Below are 20,938 nucleotides of genomic sequence, written 5' to 3'. Positions count from 1 at the left end.
TACGTACTAGCGACGTATTAGCATCCCGTAGCGCTTTAGCGCGGTTTGCACAAAGAACAGAAAAATCGGAGGAGACCCAATCATGCAAGCAAACGCCTGCGCCCGGCGCACGCGCTTCCATTCCATGGCGCAGCATGCCTCGCGTGTTGTCACAGGGCTGGCGCTAGCGCTGGGCGGCGCCGCCCACGCCGCCGACCCCGCTGCACGCTGGGTGGTGCCCTATACCGCCGGCGGCGGCAGCGACCTCGCCACGCGCATCGTCGCGCAGAAGATCGCGCCTGTCATGCACCAGAACTTCGTGGTCGACAACAAGCCGGGCGGCGCCACCATCCTCGCCGCGCAGGATGTGGCCAAGGCGCGTGCCGACGGCGCTACGCTGCTGACTGCCGGGCAGGGTACGCTGGTACTTAACCCAGCGCTGTATCGCAAGCTGCCCTATGACACCGCCAAGGATTTCACGCTGGTGACCTCGCTGGTGAAGCTGCCCGTGATACTGGTCGCCAGCCCGGCCTTGCCGGTAAAGACCTTGCCCGAGTTCATCACGTGGCTGAAAGCGGGGCAGGGCAAGGCAACCTACGCCTCTGTCGGCACCGGCAGCCCGCACCACCTGAGCGCTGAGCTGCTGCTCGACCGCGTGCAGGCTAGCGCCGTCCACGCGCCGTACAAAGGCACGCCCCCCGCGTTGCAGGATGTGGCGGGCGGGCAGGTCGATTTCATGATGGCCGATCTCTCGGCCGCGGTGCCGTTGATCCGCGCCGGGCGGCTTCGTGCTGTCGCGCTGCCGGCCGAGCAGCGCTCGGCGGTGCTGCCGGACGTGCCGACCTTTGCCGAGGCCGGGCTGCCCGGCTTTACGGCGTTTGCGTGGCAGGGCGTGGTGGTCCCGGCCGGCACGCCGCCGGCCTCGGTCGACAAGCTCAACGCGGCCATTGCCGCGGCGCTGAAGGACCCGGTGGTGGTCAAGCAAATGCAGGAGCTTGGGCTAGAGCCCATGGGCGACAGCCGGGCGGGCTTTGCCGCGTTCGTGGACAATGAGCGCGCCAAATGGGGCGCCTTGATCCGCGCGCACAGGATCGTGCTGGATTGACCCTAACCTAGGTGGACCGCCACGCACTTGCGCGAGTCCGCTAGCGAGGGTCTTGCCCGCCCTTTTTACAAATGCCGCAGGTTTCTACAAGCCGACCGGCAGCGCCACCGACAGCACAAAGCAGGAGATCAGCGACAGCACGGTCACCGCCAGGGGCCGGCCTCTTGTGCCCTCTTATGCCCTGTCATGCCGCCAGGTGCAAGCGCGGCGCTGGACCCGGCGGGGTTCCGCGGCCGTCGCTGGCTTCGAGCAGGCTCAGCGCGGCGGGGCCCAGCGTGTTCGCGCAAGCGGAGGCCAACGCAGCAACGCTGCCCAGGCCTACTTGCGCGGCCAGCCAATCGGTGCGCACGCCGCTGCCGCCCGCAAGCAGGTACACCGTGCGCGCGACGCGCTGCTCGCGCAGCAGCACGCCTAGCGCCTCGCCCTCGGCGAACAGCCGCGCGCGTACCAGCCGCGGGGTGACTTCCCATCGTTGCGCCACCAGTGCCGCATTCCACGGCAGCCGAGGCAGGCCAAAGATCTCGCCGGCAAGCGCGCGTGACCAGTGTTTCTCCGAATGGCACGGGCAGCCCGGCAGGGTGGCCAGCGTCATGCGCGGGCATGCGTCGTCCGGCACTTCCTGCAGCGTGATGGCGGTGCTTTGGCCCGGCGCCGGCAGCAGGTCGCAATCGAAGTACGCAAACGCCGGCACCACGAACGGGTTGCCAGGCGTTACCTCCCGCCGCGCGTTTGCGTCGCGCAGGCGCGCGGTGCCGTGCAGCGCGTCGACGCGCACGGCAAAGGGGAAGCGCAGGTGAGACAGGCGCAGATCGGTGCTGCTGACGAGGGCCATGCGAAGCTCAGGTGACGCAGGCTGGCGCGCATCGGGCGCGGCGCCAGGGGGAAAAATCGCATTGTACGGCTTCGCGCGGCCGGTGAGTTTCACGATGGCGAAGGCGGGTTTCAACGCTGGCCATGGCTGCGGGCGCGACCGCGGCGCTACCGCGGCAGCCTACAGCTCCGACAGGCCAAAGTGACGCAAACGCTCAAGGTCGGTCACCCGGATGCTCTGGTACGACAAATCGACCATGCCCTCCGCCGCCAGGCGCCGCAGCGCCTGGTTGACCCGCTGGCGCGAGAGCCCCGTCAGCAGGCCGATCTCCTCCTGCGACAGCTCCAGCACCGCGCTGGTACGGGGGTAAAGCGCCGGGTGGAAGAGCTGGGCAACCGCCTGCGCCACGCGGGCATCGACGCTCAGCAGCCGCTCGTTCTGCACGGTGGCGATGAACTGGCCCATGCGCTCGTTCAACTGGCGCACCACAAAGCTGGCAAACGGCAGGCTTTCGTCGAGCAAGGTATGGAACACCGTGTCGGGCACCAGCGCCAGGCGGGAGTCGCGGATGGCGATCACATCGTATCTCCGCGCTTCGCGCTTGATGACACTGCCTTCTCCGCACCAGCCGCCCGCTGGCACCCCCGAAAAGGTGCAACCGCGCCCGTCCGGCGTGTAGACCGCGAGCTTGATCAGGCCGGTCTCCACCCCGATCCAGTAGCGCGACGGCTCGCCACGATGCGCGACGAAGGCGCCGGCGGCAAAATCCTGCACCACCACCTGCCGCGCTGCCAGTGCCTTGTGGCCAGGCGCGAGCGCGGCGAACCATTCATGCCGGGAGAGCAGGGCGGCATGCCCGGCGCGGGGCGGTGGCATCGTGATATCTGCGGGGGGAGGGGGAGGCGATCTGGGTGTGGCTGCGGGCAGGCTGGGCATGATTTCGGCTTGGCCCGGCACGGGCATTGTCATCCGGACGACAGAGCTTGGTCCTGTGGGATGATAGCCTTGCACAGTGAAAAGTAACAGCGACCGGCGGCGCGCGGCTCAGCCTGAGGGCCAATACCCGCACAGCCGGCGCACGCGGAGACTACGGCAATGCCAAGCGATTTCGACACCGGCCTGGGCAAGAACCCGGCCAATCACGTTCCCCTCACACCCATCGATTTCCTGGCGCGTGCGGCCAGCGTGTATGGCGACCGGCTGGCCATCGTGCACGGCCCGGTGCGCCAGAACTGGCGCGACACCTACGCGCGGGCACGGCGCCTGGCCAGCGGGCTGGCGCGCCTGGGCGTGGGCAAGGGCGATACCGTTGCGGCCTTGCTGCCCAATACGCCGGCCATGGTGGAGGCGCACTTTGGGGTGCCGATGGCGGGCGCGGTGCTCAATGCGCTGAATATCCGGCTCGATGCCTCCAACCTGATCTTCATGCTGCGCCATGGCGAAGCGCGGGTGCTGCTGGCCGATACCGAGTTTGCCGACCTGGCGCGGCAGATCGCCAACGAGATTCCCGGGCTGAAGGTGGTGGCGGTGCTGGACGCGCTCGGCCCGCAGGACGCCCCGGCCTTCGGCGAGACCGACTATGACGGCCTGCTGGCCTCGGGCGACCCCGAGTTCGCCTGGCAGATGCCCGCTGACGAGTGGGATGCGATCGCGCTCAACTACACCTCGGGCACCACCGGCGACCCCAAGGGCGTGGTCTACCACCATCGCGGCGCGGCCATCAACGCCATCTCCAACATCCTGGAGTGGGACCTGCCCAAGCACGCGGTATACCTGTGGACGTTGCCGATGTTCCACTGCAACGGCTGGTGCTTCCCGTGGACCATCGCGGCACGCGCCGGCGTCAACGTCTGCCTGCGCAAGTTCGAGCCCAAGCTGGTGTTCGACCTGATGCGCGACGAGGGCGTGACGCACTATTGCGCCGCGCCGATCGTGCATACCGCGCTGGTCAACGCCCCGCCGGCCTGGCGCGAGGGCTTGCGCGGCCCGGTGCGCGGCATGGTGGCGGGTGCGCCGCCGCCCGCCGCGGTGCTGGCGCAGATGGAGGCCATGGGCTTTGAATTGACCCACGTCTATGGCCTGACCGAAACCTACGGCCCCGCCGCGGTATGCGCCGAGCAGGACGACTGGGCCGGCCTGTCGCAAGAGGACCGCGCCACCAAGAAGGCAAGGCAAGGCGTGCGCTACCACCTGCAGACGGAGGTAGCGGTGCTGGACCCGGACACCATGCAACCGGTGGCCTCGGACGGCGAGGAAATCGGCGAGATCATGTTCCGCGGCAACATCTGCATGAAGGGCTACCTCAAGAACGAGAAGGCCACGCGCGAGGCGTTTGCCGGCGGCTGGTTCCATACCGGCGACCTGGGCGTGTGCACGCCGGACGGCTACGTCAAGATCAAGGACCGCAGCAAGGACATCATCATCTCCGGTGGCGAGAATATCTCCAGCGTGGAAGTGGAAGACGCGATCTATCGCCATCCCGCCGTGCTGGCCGTGGCGGTGGTGGCCCAGCCGGATGTGAAATGGGGCGAGACGCCCTGCGCGTTCGTGGAGCTGAAGGATGGCGCCAGCGCCACGGCCGAGGAGCTGATCGCCCATTGCCGCACCCTGCTGGCGGGCTTCAAGGTGCCCAAGGCGGTGTACTTCGGGCCATTGCCCAAGACATCGACGGGCAAGATCCAGAAGTTCGAGTTGCGCAAGAAGGTCAAGTCGGATGCGGCGATCGACGTGTAACGGCCTTGTCCGAAGCCGCCGGATGCGCCAGATCCGTCTGCAATGATGGCGGCTATCACCTCCTCCCCTCACAGCTGCTCTCCCGCGAGCTGAAGAGGCTACTTTGTACCTGCAAGTCCGCGGCGGGTCACACATTGCCCGAGAACCGGTCCTTGCCCAAGAGGTCCGGGCGGCAGTTGAGTTGGCTTATGGTAGGGATGACCACCTGCCGTAGCGGTGCGGCAGGATGGCTGCATGGGATGTCCATTGCGCTGGCCTTTAGCTATCCCTCCCCCAGCAACGCGGGGCTTCTTTCTGAAAATTCCTTGCATTCTTTCGGAATTTTCCCAATGACATTGAGTGCGATTTTGGGTGAAGCTAACTAGTTAGCATTCCATTCGAAAGGAGCAGCATTGTCGAAACAGATCAAGATCTGTCGCTCTTGCGGGCACGTCCCCCACATCTCACCTGGCGTGTTTATCCTCGTCCGCGACAAGCCGACGAAAGGCGAACCTGCCATGCGTCGTGCGAGTACCTTGATCCGAAGAAGCCCGAAAAGGGCGATGGCATCTCGGTCTACCTTTCCCCCTTTGACGCTGGCATCAACAGCAAAGCCTCACCCGCAACAATCGCGTGGGCGCGTGCGGGACTGTTCGATATATTCGCGGCTAACACGGATGACTTGGAGGCCCAATGGCTGATACTCGCGATGCACTCCGCAATGGAGATAAAACAAGCACGAACGGCATACTTATCGCTACCGGTCGAAGCGCTTTCCATCACAATGTAACGTTGGGTGTCGAAGGTGACTATGCAACCTGTCCTGCTTGCAAGGCTGGTGGCCCTGTGATGAACGACTGCTACCCGGCCTTCGACATACACGGCAAACAATTGCTTGTAAGCGGAGCACGAGTCTTCTGCAAATGTTCAACGAAGCCGTTTGTTATTCCCTCACAGAGGGACTTCACCATTGAGGTGAACCGAGGAGGATGCCGAGGTGCGGCACCGATCAAACCAACAAGCAATCTAGGCCCGGATGCCTCGAACAAGCTTGTTGAGGATATGCAAAATAAACAATACGCCGAGGACGAGAGCTTAATTTGCCCAAACATGAGCAAGGTCGAATTTCATGCAGCCATGATGCAACTGCGCGACAAGGCTGTACGGCTGCTGAGTGATCGGCTTTTCGAGTTGTCGCGGTGGAATCAGGCAGACCAGGACAAGATGATCCTGTGGTTCGGTCACACGTCTGGCAATACGCGGCAATCACTACGCGATGGGTTGACCAGAATCCGTGAAATTATGGGAAGCTTGCGTGAAAGGAACTTTGAACGCCATTCAGAAGAGGGACTCCGGCGCGTGGGGTGTGTACCGCGTGCCCGCGATGGGGAAGTTGAAGCAACCGCGAGTGTTTGCAAGCCGGATGGCACATACACCATTTTTGTCGGCCCAAAATTCTGCCGTCTGGATCATGAGCAGAATAGCCCAGAGGGAATCCCCTTCGATAAGGATAGTAAGCTAACAGTACTCATTCATGAGGTTTCACACTTTCCCGAGGCAATGAACTCTGAAGACAAGTGGTACAACATTCTCCTGTCAAGGCTTCGGGCCAAAGCGCGTAATCAGTTTTGCATCGTCAATGCAGATAACATCGCATACTACGTGACGAACATCCCAAATTGGAGCTACAGGCCGCCAGCATGGAAACCGTGATGAAAAAGCTGCTCGTTGCATTCGTATTGCTCTGTGTGTTGCCTGCATATGCCTGCCGCCCTGCATTCTTGACGCACGAACCCATCTTCGAGCGTGGGGCCGCGAAGCTCTCCGCCCCCGAAATTGCTCGGCTTGCCGCGTGGCGCAGTGATACGCGGCAAGCGTTTCCTGCGGGCTTTGAGGTATTCATGTCGCTCTGGCAGAACGAGAGCGCCGGAATCTCCAGGAAGCTTGCCGAAGCGCGTGCACGTTGGCTTGCTGATCTGCTTGAGCGCATGGATGTCAACGGCGCCGACATTCACCAGCCAGAGATTCGCGACATCGACAACCGCCACGTCTCAACAGGGGATGCCGTCACGTTCCTGAACACCGTTACGATAGCTGTAAATCCGCGATGCCCGCACGCATGTTGCGACAAAGCGAGTCGGTGAGTTGTCTTCCGTGCGTACTGGGGCGTGTCCCCTGGTATGGGGGTCGTCTTGCATGCCCGTGAGCCGCGGCGCAATGATGTCGTTCTCGCTCACGATTTCGCTAGTGCCGCGTACCCACCTGCAGGCAGATTTCCCTGATGCACTGTAAATGACCTCAGACATGGCCTTGGTGATTGAAGGGGGACAAACCGCCCATGTCGCGGTCTCAGGCGCGCAGATAACCCTCCGCCAGCGCCACCCAGCACGCGGCACCAAGCGGAATCAGCTGGTCGTTGAAATCATATCCATCGTTGTGCACCGAGCAGCCCACCCACTCACCGGTGCCATTGCCCAGCGCAAAATAGCAGCCCGGCATCCTTTCCAGCATCCACGCGAAATCCTCGCTGCCCATCTGCATCGACGGCGGCACCTGGATGACCTTGTCGCTGCCCAGCACGCTGGCCACGGCCTGCCGTGCGATGGCGGTTTCTTCCACGGTATTGCAGATCGCGGGCGCCAGGCGCTCATAGGCGATGTCTGCCGTCACGCCGCACGAGGCAGCCTGGTGCGTCACCACCTCGCGGATGCGGGTCTCCAGCAGGTCTCGCACCTCTGCCACGGTGGCGCGCACGGTTAGCTTCAGCGTTGCGGTCTCCGGGATGATGTTGTAGGTGCTGCCGGCCCGCATCTCGCCCACGCTGATCACAGCGGCGTCGACCGGCGCCACATTGCGCGCCACGATGCCTTGCAGCGCCACCACGGTCGCGGCGAGGGCCAGCGTGGGATCGGTGGCGCGGTGGGGCATGGCGCCATGGCCGCCCTTGCCGCGGAACGTGATCGTGGCGCGGTCCGAGGAGCCGCCCATCGGGCCGCTTTGCACGACCGCCATGCCGACCGGCAGGCCGGGGGCATTGTGAAAGGCGTAGATCGCGTCGCAGGGGAAACGCGCGAACAGGCCGTCGTTCATCATGGCCAGCGCGCCGGTCATGCCTTCCTCGTCGGGCTGGAAGATCAGGTTGAGGGTGCCGTCGAAATTGCGCGTGGCGGCCAGGTACTCGGCAGCGGCCAGCAGCGTGGCGGTGTGGCCGTCATGGCCGCAGGCGTGCATGCGTCCTGCCACCTGGCTGGCATAGGGCAGGCCGGTGCGCTCCTGCAGCGGCAGCGCGTCCATGTCGGCGCGGATGCCGATGGTGCGCGCGCCGTTGCCTACCTTCAGTTGCGCCACCAGCCCATGGCCGCCCACGGCGTGCACGCCATAGCCCCATTCGCGCAGCAGCGCGGCGGCCATCTCGGCGGTGCGTGGCACGTCGGCGCCCAGCTCTGGGTGGGCGTGGATGCGGTGGCGCAGTGCGGCGAAGCGCTCGGCGGATTCGGTCAGTGCCGGCGGGATATTTCCTGGGTGCTCGGTCATGGCTGCAGGGTGTGTGATGCGTTCGGATGGGATGGGTCTTGCGCCGCGGGTCAGTCGCGGCCAGGGTGGCTGGGGAACAGCGCCAGCGCGGTCAGGCTGATGCAGGAGGCGGTGATCAGGTACCCGGCAGGCGCCATGTTGCTGCCCGTGGCGCTGATCAGCCAGGTCACGATCAGCGGTGCGAAGCCGCCGAACACGGTCACGCCAAAGCTGTACATCATCGACATGCCGGTGGCGCGCTGGTGGCGCGGCAGCGCTTCCATCAGCAGGGCGGCACCCGCGCCGCTGCTGACCGAGCTCAGGGTCACGGCGGCGCCGATCAGCGCCATGGTGAGCGGCAGGCTGGGGCCCGCGGACAGCAGCGTGAAGTTGGGGTAGACCAGCGCCAGCGAAGTCAGCCCGCCGGCAAAGAGCAGCGGCTTGCGGCGCGGCAGCCGGTCGGCCAGCAGGCCGAACAAGGGCGCCATCACCAGCATGGCAGCGCCGGCCGTGCATGCCGCCAGGAAGGCGGTGACGGGCGGCAAATGCAGCGAGGTCACCAGGTAGGTGGGCATGTAGAACACCATGATGTACATGGATGAGGTGCTGCCGGTCATCAGCAATGTGCCCAGCAGCAGCGTGCGGCCATGCTCGCGAAACACCTTGCCCACGCCGCCATGCGTGCTGCCGCCTTCGTGGGTTTCTTGCAGGTGCCGGCGGATATACATGCCAACTGGCGCAATCAGCAGGCCAAGCATGAACGGCAGGCGCCAGCCCCACTCAAGCATGGCGTCGGGGCTGAGCAAGGCCGATACGGCGGCACCGGTCAGCGCGCCCAGCAGCGCGGCACCGCCTTGCGTGGCGGCTTGCCAGCTGACCAGGAAACAACGGTTGCGCTTGCTGGCGGTCTCCAGCAGCAGGGCGGATGCGGCCCCGATTTCCCCGCCAGCCGACAAGCCTTGCAGCAGCCGGCCGATGACCACCAGCACGGTAGCGGCCACGCCGATGCTGGCATGGGTGGGCGTGAAGGCGATCAGCGCGGTGCCCGCCGTCATCAGCGCGATGGTGAGCGTGAGCGCCGCCTTGCGGCCGCGCTGGTCGGCCAGGTTGCCGATCAGCACCGCGCCCAGGGGGCGCATCACGAAGCCGACACCAAAGGTGGCGAAGGACAGCAGCAACGATGCCAGCGGGCTGCTGGACGGAAAGAACAACTTGCCGATGGTGGCGGCAAAGAAGCTGTAGACCGTGAAGTCGTACATTTCCAGCCCGTTGCCGATGGCGGCGGCAACGACGGCGCGGCGCGAGTGCGGGCGGGCGGCAGTGGCGCCAGTGGCGCCAGTGGCGCCAGTGGCGCCAGTGGCTGGCGCGGCGCCGGCCGGATGGCCTGGCGCGGTGTGGGCAGCGGTCATGCGGTCCTCCTCGGGTGGGGTAGACGGGCAATGGGTGCGGCGTGGCCCCGTTGCTCTCGGTGTGGGGGCATGTTAGGGGCCGCGAGCGGGATAAGCACTTCGCTTTTTTTCATGGGTATGCGCATTGGGRATCAGAGCCCGGCCGCAGGGCGCGGCGCTGCCGGCCACGACGACCGGGTCGCTCCGTATCGGCACATAAGGCGCGGCAAGCAACCAGGTGCTGCTGAAGTACCCGACCCGCACGCCCCGGCCTGCCACGGTAGAAGCGGCGTGGTGTGCCATCTTCGCGGCGGCGCGCGGCGTGGGGAAATTCGCTTGCTTCTATTACCCTTGGATTTGGTTTTGGCTCGTAACTTATTGATTGTTATTGGTTTTTGCGCGGAGGGCGGATGGCCTCATGCTGCGCCTGCAGCAGTGCCGGAGCATTGCGTGGCCTGCATGCACATTGCCGGCGCATGCCATTTCGTCATGGGGCGGTGGTGCTGCCCGGTGGCGGGTAGTGGCCCGCCAGCGCTTGCAGCACGGCGTCGTGCAAGCGCGCTGCCGCCCACGTCAGCACATGCCGGTCGCGCGTCACCAGCGAGATGATGCGGTCGGGCACGGGCTCGGCGACCTCGATGAAATCCATCCGCTCGGTGATGTACTTGCTGCCAAGCGACTCGCTGGAAAGCAGGATCAGGGTGTCAACCTGCCAGCACAGGTCCAGCGCCAAGCCCATCGATGTGCATTCGACCACCCGGGTCGGCACCGCCAGGCCGTTACCGGCGAATAACTGATGAAAAGGCGAACCGGCATCGGACAGCGGGTCCAGCGCCAGCCAGTCCGCCTGCTGCAGCAGGCGCACCGAGCGCGCCGCGCGCAGCGGATGCCCGCGCCGCGCACCGATCATGGTCGGCAGCCGRCACACCTGGGTGCAGTCCAGCCCGCGATCCAGCGGCAGCAACTGCGAGGTCACCGCGAAATCCATGGTGCCTTCGCGCAGGTGCTCCAGCAACTGCGCCGGGCGCATCTCCAGCACCCGCAGCCGGGCGTTCGGGAACTCGCGGCGGAAGGTGCTCAGGCAGGCCGCCATCGGCCGCATCAGCGCCGTCACGGGCGTCACGCCCACGGTGATCTCGCTTTGCACCGTGCCTTTCATGTCTTCCAGGTCTTCGCGCGCGCGCCGCACATTCTCGCTGATCAGCCGCGCATGCGAGACCAGCCGCTGCCCGTAGGGCGTGAGCTGCACGCCCTTGCTGGAGCGCACAAACAAGGTGGCGCCGACGCTGCTCTCCAGCTCCTTGATCGCCTTGCTCAGCGCGGGCTGCGTCAGGTGAAGGATGCGCGAGGCTTCCTGGATGCTGCCGGTTTCGGCAACGGCGGCCAGGGCGCGCAGCTGGTTGAGCTTCATGTGGAGGCCTGCTGGATCGTGGGCGGACATGTTAATGGCAAAGCGGGTGGCGCGAAAGGACGGGCGCCCGGTGCCGTGATCCGCGTGCGAGGTGGCCTTGAGGTGGCTTTCAGCCGGGCGCCGGAACCATTGGCATGCTCCTTGCGCGGGGAACTGCATCCGGCTTGCGCTAGAATGGCAAGCCTAGCCACTGTAAGCAATCATGATGCGCTGCCATCCCGGCGTGCGTGATTCATCTTGCGTTAGCGCGTGAGCACCGATATTGTGCATCGGTGCAGCGCCGACGAAGCTGCGCCGCAGTAGCCATCTTTTTCTCGCAGCGCTTCGTCTGCCTTACTCTCAATATCCCATGCAGCTTGACGACACCAACCCGCAAAACTCCTTCCTGAACACCACGCGCAAAGAGCGCAAGCGTGTGCAGGTGTATCTGGTCAGCGGCATCCGGCTCGTCGGCTCCATCGAGTCCTTCGACGCGTTCGTGGTGATGCTGAGCACGCCCGGCGGCATGCAGACCATCTACAAGCGCGCCATCTCGACGATCCAGCTGGATACCGGCACGCGTCCTCCCGGCGGCGGTGGCGGCGCACGTCCGCCCGGCGCAGGCCCGCGGACGCCGGGCTCGGGCCCCCGTCCGCCGCGCGTGACTTCAGAAGGCAACGCCCAGGCACCCCTGGTGGTAACGCGCAAGCGCCGCGCCATGGTGCCTGGCGGCTCAGACGAGTAAGGCTGGCCGCCCTTGGGTGGGGCGGCTTTCTACGTTCCGCCTGACCCGCTCATTGCCGGAACTGTCGCGTGCCGTTTTCATTGAATCCGGTCAATCGCACCCCGGCCGGGAGGCCGGGGCCTTGCGAAAGGCGGTGAGGCCGCCTCGCGTCAGTTGCCGATGCCGAGCAGCTCGACTTCAAAGTTCAGGGTGGCGTTCGGCGGGATCGTGCCGGGCACGCCGCGCGCGCCGTAGGCGGTCTGGCCCGGGCACACCAGCTTGGCCTTGCCGCCGACCTGCATCTTCTGCACGCCTTCTGTCCAGCAGGGAATGACGCGGTTCAGCGGGAACGAGATCGGCTGGCCACGCTTGTAGGAGCTGTCGAACTCGGTGCCGTCGGTGAGCGTGCCGCGGTAGTGCACCTTGACCACATCGGAGGCCTTCGGCGTGGCGCCGGTGCCCTTGACGATGGTCTGGATGGTCATGCCGGACGGCAGGGTTTCCGCGGCCGGGGCGGCAGCGTGGGCGATGGACGCCATGCCCAGGGCGGCAAGTAGCAGTGCAATCTTCTTCATATGTCAGCTGGCAGAGTGGAGGAGGAAAGTTGGCCGGTCGCGCCGGCCTGAAAACCAGCATCTTAAACCGGGAATGGGATCCTTCCGGGTTTGTCCGCCGCTACCGGCGTGGCCGCCAGGCCCGCCAAGCCACTCATCGGCAAGGCACCACGGCATCAAGGCATGACGGGCGGATGGTAAGGCAGCGTCGAAGCAAAGGCCCACAGCATGAACAGCACAAGCGGCGCGTGGACCAGCAACTGGGTGAAAGTAAACCCGACCACGTCCTTGGCCCGGATCCCCAGCACCCCCAGCAGCGGCAGCATCCAGAACGGGTTGATCAGGTTGGGCAGCGCCTCCGCGGCGTTGTACACCTGCACCGCCCAGCCCAGGTGGACTTGCAGTTCATTGGCAGCCTGCATCACGTAAGGCGCCTCGATGACCCATTTGCCGCCGCCCGATGGCACGAAGAAGCCCAGCACGGCCGAATAGACGCCCATCACCGCAGAGAACGATTCCTTGGTGGCGACCGAGACGAACGCCGATGCCAGGTGGTGCGACAAGGTCGTGCCATCCATGCCGGCCGCCTTGGTGAGGATGAACGCGATGCCGCCATACAGCGGAAACTGGATCAGCACCCCAGCGGTGGATGGCACGGACCTGGCCACGGCGCGCAGGAAGCGCTTGGGACGCCAGTTCAGCAGCATTCCCAGCATCAGGAACAGGAAGTTGTAGGTGTTGAGGTTGGAGATCGCGAGGATGGGGTCCTTGGTGGTGAACTCATGTACCAGCCAACCGGCGCCGAGGGCCACGATCAGCAGGGTCAGCAACGGGCTGTACTCCAGCCATTCTCCGGGACGCGTGGGGCGGCCAATGCCATCGCCGGCATCGTCGATATCCACGCCCATGTCCTGCGCGGTGCGCGCGCGCTCGCCCGCCGGCGCTGAAAAATACGCTACCAGCAAGGAAGCGGCGATCAGCACGGCCGTCATCGCCATGGATTGCCACAGGAAGATGGTCTGCGAAAACGGAATCACGCCGGTGATATCCAGCAGCGACTTGGGCAGGCTGGCGGGATTGGCCTGCAACTGCGCCGCGGACGAACTTAAGCCCAGTGCCCAGGTGGCACCCATCCCCAGGTAGGCGGCGGCGCTGGCCGCGCGATAGTCCACGCGCAGCCCGGTGCGGCGTGCAATGGCCCGCACCAGCAGCCCGCTGAAGATCAGGCTGATGGCCCAGTTGAGCAGGGAGGTCAGCAGGCTGACCAGCGCGACAAAGGCGATGGCGCCGCGCGCCGTGCGCGGCAGGGCGGCTAGCCGCTCGATCAGCAGGGAAGCCGGGGGCGAGGCCGCCACGACATAGCCCGRGATAGCCACCACCGCCATCTGCATGGTGAACGGGATCAGGCTCCAGAAGCCGTCGCCAAATGCGCGGGCCACGCCTTGCGCGGGCGCGCCGATGGCCATCGCGCCAAGCGCGACGACGATCACCGCGATGGCCGCGAAGATATACGAGTCGGGAAACCAGCGCTCGGACCAGTCGGTGACCTTGACGGCCAGGCGCTCCAGTCCGCCGCGGCCGGGGTCGTCCGGATGGTCCGGGCGATCCGTTGTGTCCAGGGATAGGGGCGTGCTTTTCATGCTTGTCTCCTTGCATTGCCATGGCTTTCCGCGCGCGGCGAGCCTTCGAATCCTTCATAAGCCATGACGGCGGCCGCGAGGTCTTCCAGCGCGGTGCCGACGGCCTTGAAGACGGTGATCTCCGTGTCATCCGTGCGGCCGGGATGGCGCTGCTGGCACAAGTCCGCGAGCGTGGCCCGGATGTCGGCGGCCTTGAGCACGCCAGCGTCGATCGGGTGGAGCAGGTCGCCGGCCTTGCGCACGGCTTCGCTGGTATCGACGAAGACGGAGGTTGACGCGAAGCAGCCGTCGTCAGCCTCGCGCATGGCCGGCGTGAAGCCGCCGATCAGGTCCAGGTGGGTGCCGGGCCTGAGCCACGCGCGATGCACGAGCGGCGAGGTGGAGAGCGTGGCCGAGGTCACGATGTCAGCGTCTTCGCAGGCGGCGGCGATCGTCGGGACAAAGCGCGCCTCGAAGCCGTCGGCCCGCAGTCTTGCCGCCAGCGCTTCGCCTTGGCTCGCGTTGATATCCCAGACGGCAACGCGCTGGATCGGCCTGACGGCGCGATAGGCATGGGGCAGCAGGCTGGCAACGCGGCCCGCGCCGAGCACCAGCATCGACGAAGCATCATTGCGGCTCAGGTAAGAGGCCGCCAGCGCCGACGCGGCGGCGGTACGCCTGGAGGTGATCTCGTTGCCATCGATCATGGCCAGCGGCTTGCCGGTGCACGCATCGTGCAGCAGGTAGGTCGAGTACAAGCCCGGCAGCCCGGACAGCGTGTTGCCCGGGTAGATGGTCACGGTCTTCACGCCGAGATAGGCGCCGGCCTGCCAGGAGGGCATCAGCAGCATCGTTCCCGGCGCTGCGCCGTGCGGATCGATGACATGGCTGTGGCGCTGCGGGACCTCGCAGCCGCGGATAAACGCGTCGCGCAGGGCGGGCACGAGTTCGGCGAACGGCAGCAGCGCGCGGGTGGTGTCGGAGTCGAGTATCAGCATGTTGGCTTGGGTGGGGTTGGAAGAAGGGCGGCGGCGGGCGCGATCACGCGTTCAGCACGATGTCGCTGGCAGGCACCGCCTGGCACGCCAGGCACATCCCGGCATCCTCGGGTTCCTCGCCATGCAGGTGCCGGATACGGCCCGACATGACGGAAACCGCGCAGCTCTCGCACTGCCCGACCCGGCAGCCGCTGGGCAGTGCCAGGCCGAGTCTTTCGGCGAAGCCCAGCAGGGGGCCGTCCGCCGAGCGCCAGGTGCCGGCGGTGCCGGACCTGGCGAACACCACCTTGAACTGCTGGCCGGACCCGGCCGCCACGCGCTCGGGCGAGCGGAACACTTCGCGCAAGATGTCGGCGCGCGGCACGCCACGGTCGGCGAGCGCATTGGCGAAGGCGGTCATCATTGGCGCGGGGCCGCACATATAGACGAGCGGGCGCTGGCCGAGCAGGCCGGCCGGGACATGCTCGGCGTTGACGCGTCCGGCCACGTCGTAGTCGACGCCGGGCACGTCGCCTTGCGCGGGACGGTCGTAGAAGTTGACGACTTCCAGCGTCGGCAGGGCGTGCCGCAGCGCGCGGATGCGTGACCGGAACGCATGGGCCAGGCCGTTCTGGTTCGCGTACAACAGCAGCATCTTTGGCGGATCGGCGAGCCCGGCCAGCGATTCGAGCAGGCTGATGAACGGCGTGATGCCGATCCCGCCGGCCAGCAGCACCAGCGGGCGCCGGGTGCGCACCGGCATGACAAAGGTGCCGGACGGCGAGCGCAGCGCGACGACGTCGCCAACCGCAAGGCACAGGTTGATATGCGACGAAGCGCGCCCGAACACGGCCTCGCCGGTATCGCTCAGGCCCGCGGCGCGGCGCACGCAGATCGAGTAGCCGCGCCGCGCCGGCAACACGGCGGGACCGGTCAGCGAATACGAGCGCACGATCTCTTCGCCGGTGGGCGGCACAGTGAGCTTGATCGTCACATGCTGGCCGGGCAGGAAGTCCGGCAAGCCGCCGCCATCCAGGGGCTCCAGGCATACCGACGTGACCTCGCGCGCTTCCTTCGCCAGGCTCGCGACGCGAAAGGCGCGATAGCCGTCCCACCGGCGGCGCGTCACGTCGAAAGCAGGATCGGGCTCGACGTTGCAGCGATAGGCCCGCAGCGGCACGGAGCCACTGACCGGATCGATGCTGTCCGCGGCGATCAAGCCGTTGTAGTTGCTGTTGTTCTCGCCCGTGACGCCCAGCGCGGTCTGCGCAAGCGCATCGCAGCGCTGCCACCAGCCAAACTCGCCGACCACCACGCGGGGATGCAGGCCTTCCCGGACCTTGGCGATAAACCTTGCGCTGCCGATGGACGTGGTCACCCGGATCGCATCGCCGCTGGCGATCCCGCGCGCGGTTGCCAGCGCGGCGGAGATTTCCGCTTCGGGTTGCAGCGCGCGGCGCCGCAGCGAAGGCAGCCCGCGATGCTGGCTGTGACAGTAGTAGCCGCTTTTGGCCGAGGTCAGGACAAAAGGATAGGCGCCGCCGGCAGTGTCGTCCGCTTCTTCGGGGCACTGGCCGGCGCGTGGCAGTGGCGGATAGCCGTGACGCAGCAGCTGTTCCGAGTACAACTCCACCAGCCCCGTTTGCGTAGGAAAGGCGCGCTCACGCGGCCGGCCCGCATACTTGCGCTCCACGTCGGCAACGGGCACGCGGATGCCTTCCGGCTGCTCGCGCAGCCTGTCCACCGTCAACCCCGAAGGGGCGAGCATGTGGTTCCATCCCGCCTCCAGGCTGCCGCCAAAGAACGCCTGCCCCATGCCCAGCCTGACGGCGAGGTCGAACACGATGTCGTTGTCCGAGCGCGATTCCCCGCGCGGCGACACCATGCGCTGGCGCAACTGCACCAGTTGCTCGGCCTCGGCGGAGATCTCGAAGCCGATGCGCAGTCCCTCGCGCTCCCACGGCGTGTTGACCGGCAGCAGGATATCGGCATAACGGGAACTGGGGGTTTCGAACAAATCGCAATGGACATAGAAGTCCAGGCTGCGCAGGGCGCGCTCGCCGTCTTCCACATCGGCTTGCGAGAGCAGGGGATTGGTGCCGAATGCCAACAAGGTGCGCACGGCGTAGGGCTGCGCATGCAGGATCGCCCGGTAAAGGTCGCGCGCGGTGACCCATCCCTGCGCGGGCGGCCCGAGCGGTCTCGCGTCGTAGCCCAGCGCCTTGCTCTTTTGTTCTGGCGGCAGCAGGTCGAAGCTGCTGACCGGGTTGTACGGTGGCTTTTGAAAGATCCGGTTGCCGCCCGTCTTGTCGAAACTGCCGGTCAAGGCATAGAGGCAGGCGATTGCCCGGTCCGTCTGGGTTGCGTTGTCATGCTGGCCAACGCCGGACCAGGCGTGATAGGCCACGCGCCTGGCCGAGCCGAACAGGCTTGCCGCATGGCGGATATCCGCCTGCGCCACCCAGGTGAGCCGCGCGGCTACGTCCGCGGGGTAGCGGGCGCATTCGCCGGCATACAGGTCGAAGGCGGGTCGGCAAGCGAGCGTGGCCGTGGCCTGGCCCACTTCGAATGTGCCTCTTAGCGCAACATGCTCGAAATCCCGCCCGGCCAGCGCCGACGACGGCCGGGCTTGCCCGGCATGGGCGTCCCAGACCAGGTAGGCATCGCCATCGGCCAGCCCCAGGTCGCGGCCCCGCAGGAAGCGCCCGTTGTCGCTGCGCACCAGCAAGGGGCCATTGGTCCATTGCCGCACGAAGGCCAGGTCGAACGCATTGGCTTCGATCAGCAGGTTGGCGATCGCCATGGCAAGCACGGCGTCCGTGCCCGGCCGCACGCGCAGCCATTGCTCCGCCTGGCCAGCCAGCGCGGTCTGCCTGGGGTCCACCACCAGCAGCTTCGCGCCGGCGGCCCTGCCGGCGCCGATCGCTTCGGCCTGCGACAGCCAGGTGTTGGTCGGGTTGTGGCCCCACAACACGATGAGTTCGGCGTTGCGGTAGTCGGCGGTCGGCATGCCGCAGCCGAAGGTGAAGGCGTGCGCGTAGTCCTTGTGCCAGTTGCAGATTTCCGTGGCGTAGCAGGTGTTGGGGCTGCCAAAGAGCCGGATAAGCCGCTCGATCCAGTCGATGCTGTCGGACAGCGGCGTGCCGCTGGGCGTGGTGACGGCAAAGGCGACCGATTCGGCGCCGCCGTCGCGCCTGGCCTGGAGCAGGCGCTGCGCAACCTCGGCCAGGGCCTCCTCCCAGCTAATGCGCTGCCAGCCGGGATCCGCATCGGTCTTGGGCGTGGTCCGACGCATCGGATACAGCACGCGGTCGGCGCTATGGACCAGTTCTGGCGCGGACTTTCCCTTCATGCACATCGCCTTGCCCGTGGGGTGCGCGGTGTCGGGGCGCACTGCGATCAGCGCATCATTCGCCACCACGTTCACCGTGCCGCATCGGGAGCGGCACAACGTGCAGTAGCCGCGCTTGTCTTCCTGAATCATCGTCGTCACCGCATCTTGTCTCCTGACCGGATGCTAGCTAGCATGAGGAAGTATTTCTAATTCATAATTTCGACATAGCAATATTGGAATAATCGATGCTCCCCACGTTAAAGCAACTGCAGCATTTCGTGGCCATCGCCGAAACGGGACAGGTGTCGCGTGCGGCGCTTCGTTGCCACGTATCGCAGTCGTCCATGACGGCCTCCCTGAAGAGCCTGGAGGAAGCGGTGGGCACGCAGTTGTTCACCCGGCACGCCAGCGGCGTGCGCCTTACCGAAGCCGGTACGCGTTTCCTGCGGCATGCCCAGCAGATCGACGACGCTGTGCTGGACGCGGTGGAAGCCGTCAGCGTGGCGCCGGTAGACATCGCGGGCACGGTGCGCCTGGGCGTGACCGAAACCATCACGGCCTATGTGCTGCCCGGCTTGCTGGAGTCCATCGAGAGAAAGTTTCCCCGGCTCCGGCTTGAGTTGCTGGAGCGGGAACGGCATGACATCGAGCTGGGCATCCTGCGTGGCGAGATCGATATTGCCCTGCTGCTGGTTTCGAACCTGCCCGGGCTCGACCATGTCACTTGCGAAACGCTGCTGCGCTCGCCAAGGCAGCTATGGGGCCATCCCGAGCATCCGCTGATGATGGCGGACCGCATCGGCCTGGCGGACGTGGCGCGGCATGACTACATCCTGCTCGACATGGACGAGCACATTGCCACGGTCGGCAAGTACTGGGGGCAATATGGGCTGGCACCCCAGGTCCGCTACCAGAGCTGCTCGATCGAGGCGGTCCGCAGCCTGGTGGCGGCCGGGCGCGGCGTTGCCATCCTGTCCGACCTGGTTTACCGGCCGTGGTCGCTCGAGGGGCAGCGCATCGTGCGGCGCGGGATTGCCGACAAGGTGCCGTCGATGGACGTGGGGCTGGTATGGAAGCGCGAGCCCGCCACCCCGGGCACCGTGGTGGCGCTGGCGGACTACCTGCGCAGCGCGCTCAAGGGCAGGCAGAGCGCGCGGATGTGAGCTGCGGGGCCGTGCCAGGGTCAGTGTCCAGCGCCGGGCTCCCGCGGCCGCAAGGCAGGACCGGGCTGGCTGCTCCCGGCCGGATCGCGGGCTTTGCGCAATATCCGTTGAAGCTCGTTTTCCCCAATGACCCCTTCGGTGCACGCGGGGCACTTGAGCACGGTCAGGAGGATGGACGCGCCCACTTCGGGCCCATCTATCTGCAGCGTTGTCGCTGACAAGTCAGATTTCCTGCAGCTTGGACATAGCATGGCGCGAGGGGATGATGAGGTGTCAGGGAGCAGGCGCGGCGCATCGCTTGCGCTCGCCAGGTTCTTGCTGGCGCGGCGGGCAGCGGGTATCGCCATAGGAGCAGAATACGCAGCAGTCCCCGGCCTTGGGTTTCAGCACGGCGTTGCAGTGCCCGCATGTGTAGGACCACAGGCACGCGTCGGTGGGCATGTTCTCGGCGCTCCGGTGTCCGCAATGTGGACAGGTGATGATCGCGTGCAGCAGGACTTTGCCCATCCCCTTCCCTTAAGGCCGGCTTGCACGTAGTCTAGGTGCGTACTCAGGTACGGAGTCAAGCGATGGAATCGGCACTGACGATCGGGCAGGTGGCCAAGGCGGCCAACGTGGGCGTGGAAACAGTGCGTTACTACCACAGGTGTGGCCTCTTGCCGGTACCCGAGCGAGCGCCTGGCGCCATCCGGCAATATCCACGTGAAAGCCTGCAAAGGCTGATCTTCATCCGCAGAGCACAGTCGCTTGGATTTACGCTGGATGAAATCCGTGCCTTGCTGCAACGCAATGACGGTAGCACGTGCGGGACCGCGCGTGCGCTGGCCGAGCGCAAGCTCCAGGCGGTGGAAGCGCGCCTGCGGGAGTTGCAGGCGCTGCGTACCGACCTGCACAGGTTGATCGGGCAATGCCACGCCAATGGCGGCACCGGCTCGTGCCCCTTGATTGACACATTGTGCGCGTCCAGTTAGCCGTCCAGCACGCCACGCGGCATCTATCTTCCATCGTTCTTGCACGGCGCCAGCATGACTGGGTACTTCCAGGAGACCCGGCCGCAGGAGCTGTTCCGGGGTTGCAGCCACTATTGCGAAATGGTGAGCAATCCAGACGACCCGCCGCGCATCATGCAGTCGGCCATGCGGGCTGCCCTGGGGCAGCGCGGAGTGGCGGTGCCTTGCCGCAGGCCATCGGCGCGCAGTCGTTGTTTCCACAGCGGCAGGTGGTGGCCATGTGCGGTGACGGYGGCTTCTCGATGCTGCTTGGCAACCTGCTCACGCTGCGCCAGCACAAGCTGCCGGTCAAGGCGGTGATCTTCAACAACGGCAACCTTGGCTTTGTCGCCATGGAAATGAAGGCATCGGGGTTCCTCGATACCTATACCGATATGGTGGATACCGACTTTGCCGCGATCGCGATGGCCGCCGGCATCGCGGGGATTCGCGTGGAGGATCCGGGGCTGGTCGGGCCGGCGTTGCAGGAAGCCTTCTCCCGGCCCGGGCCGGTGGTCGTCGACGTGAAGACCAACCGGCTGGAGCTGGCAATGCCGCCCACCATCACCACCAAGGAGGCCAAGGGCTTCAGCCTTTACCTGCTGCGGGCGATCATCGACGGGCGCGGCGCAGAGGTGGTGGACCTGGCCAGGACGAACCTGTGGCGATAACGCTGGTCC

17 protein-coding genes and 1 pseudogene are annotated in these 20,938 nt (G+C 66.0%); 8 read left to right on the top strand and 10 right to left on the bottom strand.

The genetic code is table 11. The features are described from left to right. Positions 1 to 82 precede the first annotated feature (82 nt). The gene (locus AB4061_RS16205) at positions 83 to 1,084 is read left to right on the top strand and encodes a Bug family tripartite tricarboxylate transporter substrate binding protein (protein ID WP_441635459.1); all 1,002 of its coding nucleotides are present in this window, start codon (positions 83 to 85) and stop codon (positions 1,082 to 1,084) included. A gap of 184 nt (positions 1,085 to 1,268) precedes the next feature. Here the strand turns inward: AB4061_RS16205 and AB4061_RS16200 are convergent, their stop codons facing one another. Together AB4061_RS16200 and AB4061_RS16195 are read right to left on the bottom strand one after the other, a co-directional pair. Continuing rightward, complete coding sequence (locus AB4061_RS16200; protein WP_441635457.1) at positions 1,269 to 1,916, bottom strand: AraC family transcriptional regulator; 648 nt, start codon at positions 1,914 to 1,916, stop codon at positions 1,269 to 1,271. 159 nt (positions 1,917 to 2,075) lie between these two features. After that, positions 2,076 to 2,771 (bottom strand): Crp/Fnr family transcriptional regulator, encoded by a 696-nt coding sequence (locus AB4061_RS16195; protein WP_441635455.1) that lies wholly within the window; start codon positions 2,769 to 2,771, stop codon positions 2,076 to 2,078. A 219-nt stretch (positions 2,772 to 2,990) separates the two neighbouring features. On the opposite strand from AB4061_RS16195, the gene AB4061_RS16190 reads away from it, so the two are divergent. From AB4061_RS16190 to AB4061_RS16180, 3 genes are all read left to right on the top strand, one after another. Then, positions 2,991 to 4,628, top strand: coding sequence for an acyl-CoA synthetase (locus AB4061_RS16190; RefSeq protein WP_441635453.1), 1,638 nt, complete (start codon positions 2,991 to 2,993; stop codon positions 4,626 to 4,628). Between the two features lie 672 nt (positions 4,629 to 5,300). Then, the gene (locus tag AB4061_RS16185) at positions 5,301 to 6,320 is read left to right on the top strand and encodes a M35 family metallo-endopeptidase (RefSeq protein ID WP_441635451.1); all 1,020 of its coding nucleotides are present in this window, start codon (positions 5,301 to 5,303) and stop codon (positions 6,318 to 6,320) included. Further along, positions 6,308 to 6,751: a hypothetical protein gene (locus AB4061_RS16180; RefSeq protein ID WP_441635449.1), complete on the top strand. Its 444-nt coding sequence runs from the start codon at positions 6,308 to 6,310 to the stop codon at positions 6,749 to 6,751. Before AB4061_RS16185 ends, AB4061_RS16180 begins: the two co-directional genes overlap by 13 nt. Before the next feature lie 205 nt (positions 6,752 to 6,956). Here AB4061_RS16180 and AB4061_RS16175 read toward each other — a convergent pair whose 3' ends face one another. From AB4061_RS16175 to AB4061_RS16165, 3 genes are all read right to left on the bottom strand, one after another. Continuing rightward, complete coding sequence (locus tag AB4061_RS16175) at positions 6,957 to 8,141, bottom strand: M20 aminoacylase family protein (RefSeq protein ID WP_441635447.1); 1,185 nt, start codon at positions 8,139 to 8,141, stop codon at positions 6,957 to 6,959. Positions 8,142 to 8,191: 50 nt separating this feature from the next. Next, complete coding sequence (locus tag AB4061_RS16170; protein ID WP_441635445.1) at positions 8,192 to 9,529, bottom strand: MFS transporter; 1,338 nt, start codon at positions 9,527 to 9,529, stop codon at positions 8,192 to 8,194. A gap of 466 nt (positions 9,530 to 9,995) precedes the next feature. Next, a complete protein-coding gene (locus tag AB4061_RS16165) occupies positions 9,996 to 10,919 on the bottom strand; it encodes a LysR substrate-binding domain-containing protein (protein WP_441635443.1) in 924 nt (307 codons plus the stop codon). A gap of 349 nt (positions 10,920 to 11,268) precedes the next feature. Between AB4061_RS16165 and hfq the strand changes: the two genes are divergently transcribed. Further along, the gene (gene hfq, locus AB4061_RS16160) at positions 11,269 to 11,643 is read left to right on the top strand and encodes an RNA chaperone Hfq (RefSeq protein ID WP_441635441.1); all 375 of its coding nucleotides are present in this window, start codon (positions 11,269 to 11,271) and stop codon (positions 11,641 to 11,643) included. Positions 11,644 to 11,792: 149 nt separating this feature from the next. Here the strand turns inward: hfq and AB4061_RS16155 are convergent, their stop codons facing one another. From AB4061_RS16155 to AB4061_RS16140, 4 genes are all read right to left on the bottom strand, one after another. Beyond that, positions 11,793 to 12,197 carry an FKBP-type peptidyl-prolyl cis-trans isomerase gene (locus AB4061_RS16155; protein ID WP_441635439.1) on the bottom strand — a complete coding sequence of 135 codons (405 nt, stop codon included), beginning with the start codon at positions 12,195 to 12,197 and terminating at the stop codon, positions 11,793 to 11,795. A 155-nt stretch (positions 12,198 to 12,352) separates the two neighbouring features. Beyond that, positions 12,353 to 13,816 carry a short-chain fatty acid transporter gene (locus AB4061_RS16150; RefSeq protein ID WP_441635437.1) on the bottom strand — a complete coding sequence of 488 codons (1,464 nt, stop codon included), beginning with the start codon at positions 13,814 to 13,816 and terminating at the stop codon, positions 12,353 to 12,355. Beyond that, positions 13,813 to 14,793, bottom strand: coding sequence for an ornithine cyclodeaminase family protein (locus AB4061_RS16145; RefSeq protein WP_441635436.1), 981 nt, complete (start codon positions 14,791 to 14,793; stop codon positions 13,813 to 13,815). Before AB4061_RS16145 ends, AB4061_RS16150 begins: the two co-directional genes overlap by 4 nt. Positions 14,794 to 14,836: 43 nt before the next feature. Beyond that, positions 14,837 to 18,256, bottom strand: a complete 3,420-nt coding sequence (locus tag AB4061_RS16140; protein ID WP_441635485.1) for a molybdopterin-dependent oxidoreductase — start codon at positions 18,254 to 18,256, stop codon at positions 14,837 to 14,839. Between the two features lie 95 nt (positions 18,257 to 18,351). On the opposite strand from AB4061_RS16140, the gene AB4061_RS16135 reads away from it, so the two are divergent. Next, complete coding sequence (locus tag AB4061_RS16135) at positions 18,352 to 19,269, top strand: LysR family transcriptional regulator (protein ID WP_441635434.1); 918 nt, start codon at positions 18,352 to 18,354, stop codon at positions 19,267 to 19,269. A 273-nt stretch (positions 19,270 to 19,542) separates the two neighbouring features. On the opposite strand, the gene AB4061_RS16130 is transcribed toward AB4061_RS16135, so the two are convergent. Beyond that, positions 19,543 to 19,776, bottom strand: coding sequence for a GDCCVxC domain-containing (seleno)protein (locus AB4061_RS16130; RefSeq protein ID WP_441635433.1), 234 nt, complete (start codon positions 19,774 to 19,776; stop codon positions 19,543 to 19,545). Positions 19,777 to 19,838: 62 nt separating this feature from the next. Here AB4061_RS16130 and AB4061_RS16125 point away from each other — a divergent pair, with 62 nt between their 5' ends. Together AB4061_RS16125 and AB4061_RS16120 are read left to right on the top strand one after the other, a co-directional pair. Next, on the top strand, positions 19,839 to 20,240 hold the full coding sequence (locus AB4061_RS16125) for a MerR family transcriptional regulator (RefSeq protein ID WP_441635431.1): 402 nt from the start codon (positions 19,839 to 19,841) through the stop codon (positions 20,238 to 20,240). 200 nt (positions 20,241 to 20,440) lie between these two features. Further along, a pseudogene (locus tag AB4061_RS16120) lies at positions 20,441 to 20,929 on the top strand (thiamine pyrophosphate-dependent enzyme); the annotation flags it as partial. Positions 20,930 to 20,938: the final 9 nt, after the last annotated feature.

The organism is Cupriavidus sp. YAF13, from assembly GCF_052113425.1.
Taxonomy (GTDB): Bacteria; Pseudomonadota; Gammaproteobacteria; order Burkholderiales; family Burkholderiaceae; genus Cupriavidus.
Note: the sequence above shows the minus strand (reverse complement) of the source record. Positions and strands in the feature narration are given on the sequence as shown.

Coding starts and splice junctions, on each gene's coding strand:
- AB4061_RS16205 (WP_441635459.1), top strand. CDS start 83: ATGCAAGCAAACGCCTGCGCCCGGCGCACGCGCTTCCATTCCATGGCG.
- AB4061_RS16200 (WP_441635457.1), bottom strand. CDS start 1,916: ATGGCCCTCGTCAGCAGCACCGATCTGCGCCTGTCTCACCTGCGCTTC.
- AB4061_RS16195 (WP_441635455.1), bottom strand. CDS start 2,771: ATGCCACCGCCCCGCGCCGGGCATGCCGCCCTGCTCTCCCGGCATGAA.
- AB4061_RS16190 (WP_441635453.1), top strand. CDS start 2,991: ATGCCAAGCGATTTCGACACCGGCCTGGGCAAGAACCCGGCCAATCAC.
- AB4061_RS16185 (WP_441635451.1), top strand. CDS start 5,301: ATGGCTGATACTCGCGATGCACTCCGCAATGGAGATAAAACAAGCACG.
- AB4061_RS16180 (WP_441635449.1), top strand. CDS start 6,308: ATGGAAACCGTGATGAAAAAGCTGCTCGTTGCATTCGTATTGCTCTGT.
- AB4061_RS16175 (WP_441635447.1), bottom strand. CDS start 8,141: ATGACCGAGCACCCAGGAAATATCCCGCCGGCACTGACCGAATCCGCC.
- AB4061_RS16170 (WP_441635445.1), bottom strand. CDS start 9,529: ATGACCGCTGCCCACACCGCGCCAGGCCATCCGGCCGGCGCCGCGCCA.
- hfq (WP_441635441.1), top strand. CDS start 11,269: ATGCAGCTTGACGACACCAACCCGCAAAACTCCTTCCTGAACACCACG.
- AB4061_RS16155 (WP_441635439.1), bottom strand. CDS start 12,197: ATGAAGAAGATTGCACTGCTACTTGCCGCCCTGGGCATGGCGTCCATC.
- AB4061_RS16145 (WP_441635436.1), bottom strand. CDS start 14,793: ATGCTGATACTCGACTCCGACACCACCCGCGCGCTGCTGCCGTTCGCC.
- AB4061_RS16140 (WP_441635485.1), bottom strand. CDS start 18,256: ATGATTCAGGAAGACAAGCGCGGCTACTGCACGTTGTGCCGCTCCCGA.
- AB4061_RS16135 (WP_441635434.1), top strand. CDS start 18,352: ATGCTCCCCACGTTAAAGCAACTGCAGCATTTCGTGGCCATCGCCGAA.
- AB4061_RS16130 (WP_441635433.1), bottom strand. CDS start 19,776: ATGGGCAAAGTCCTGCTGCACGCGATCATCACCTGTCCACATTGCGGA.
- AB4061_RS16125 (WP_441635431.1), top strand. CDS start 19,839: ATGGAATCGGCACTGACGATCGGGCAGGTGGCCAAGGCGGCCAACGTG.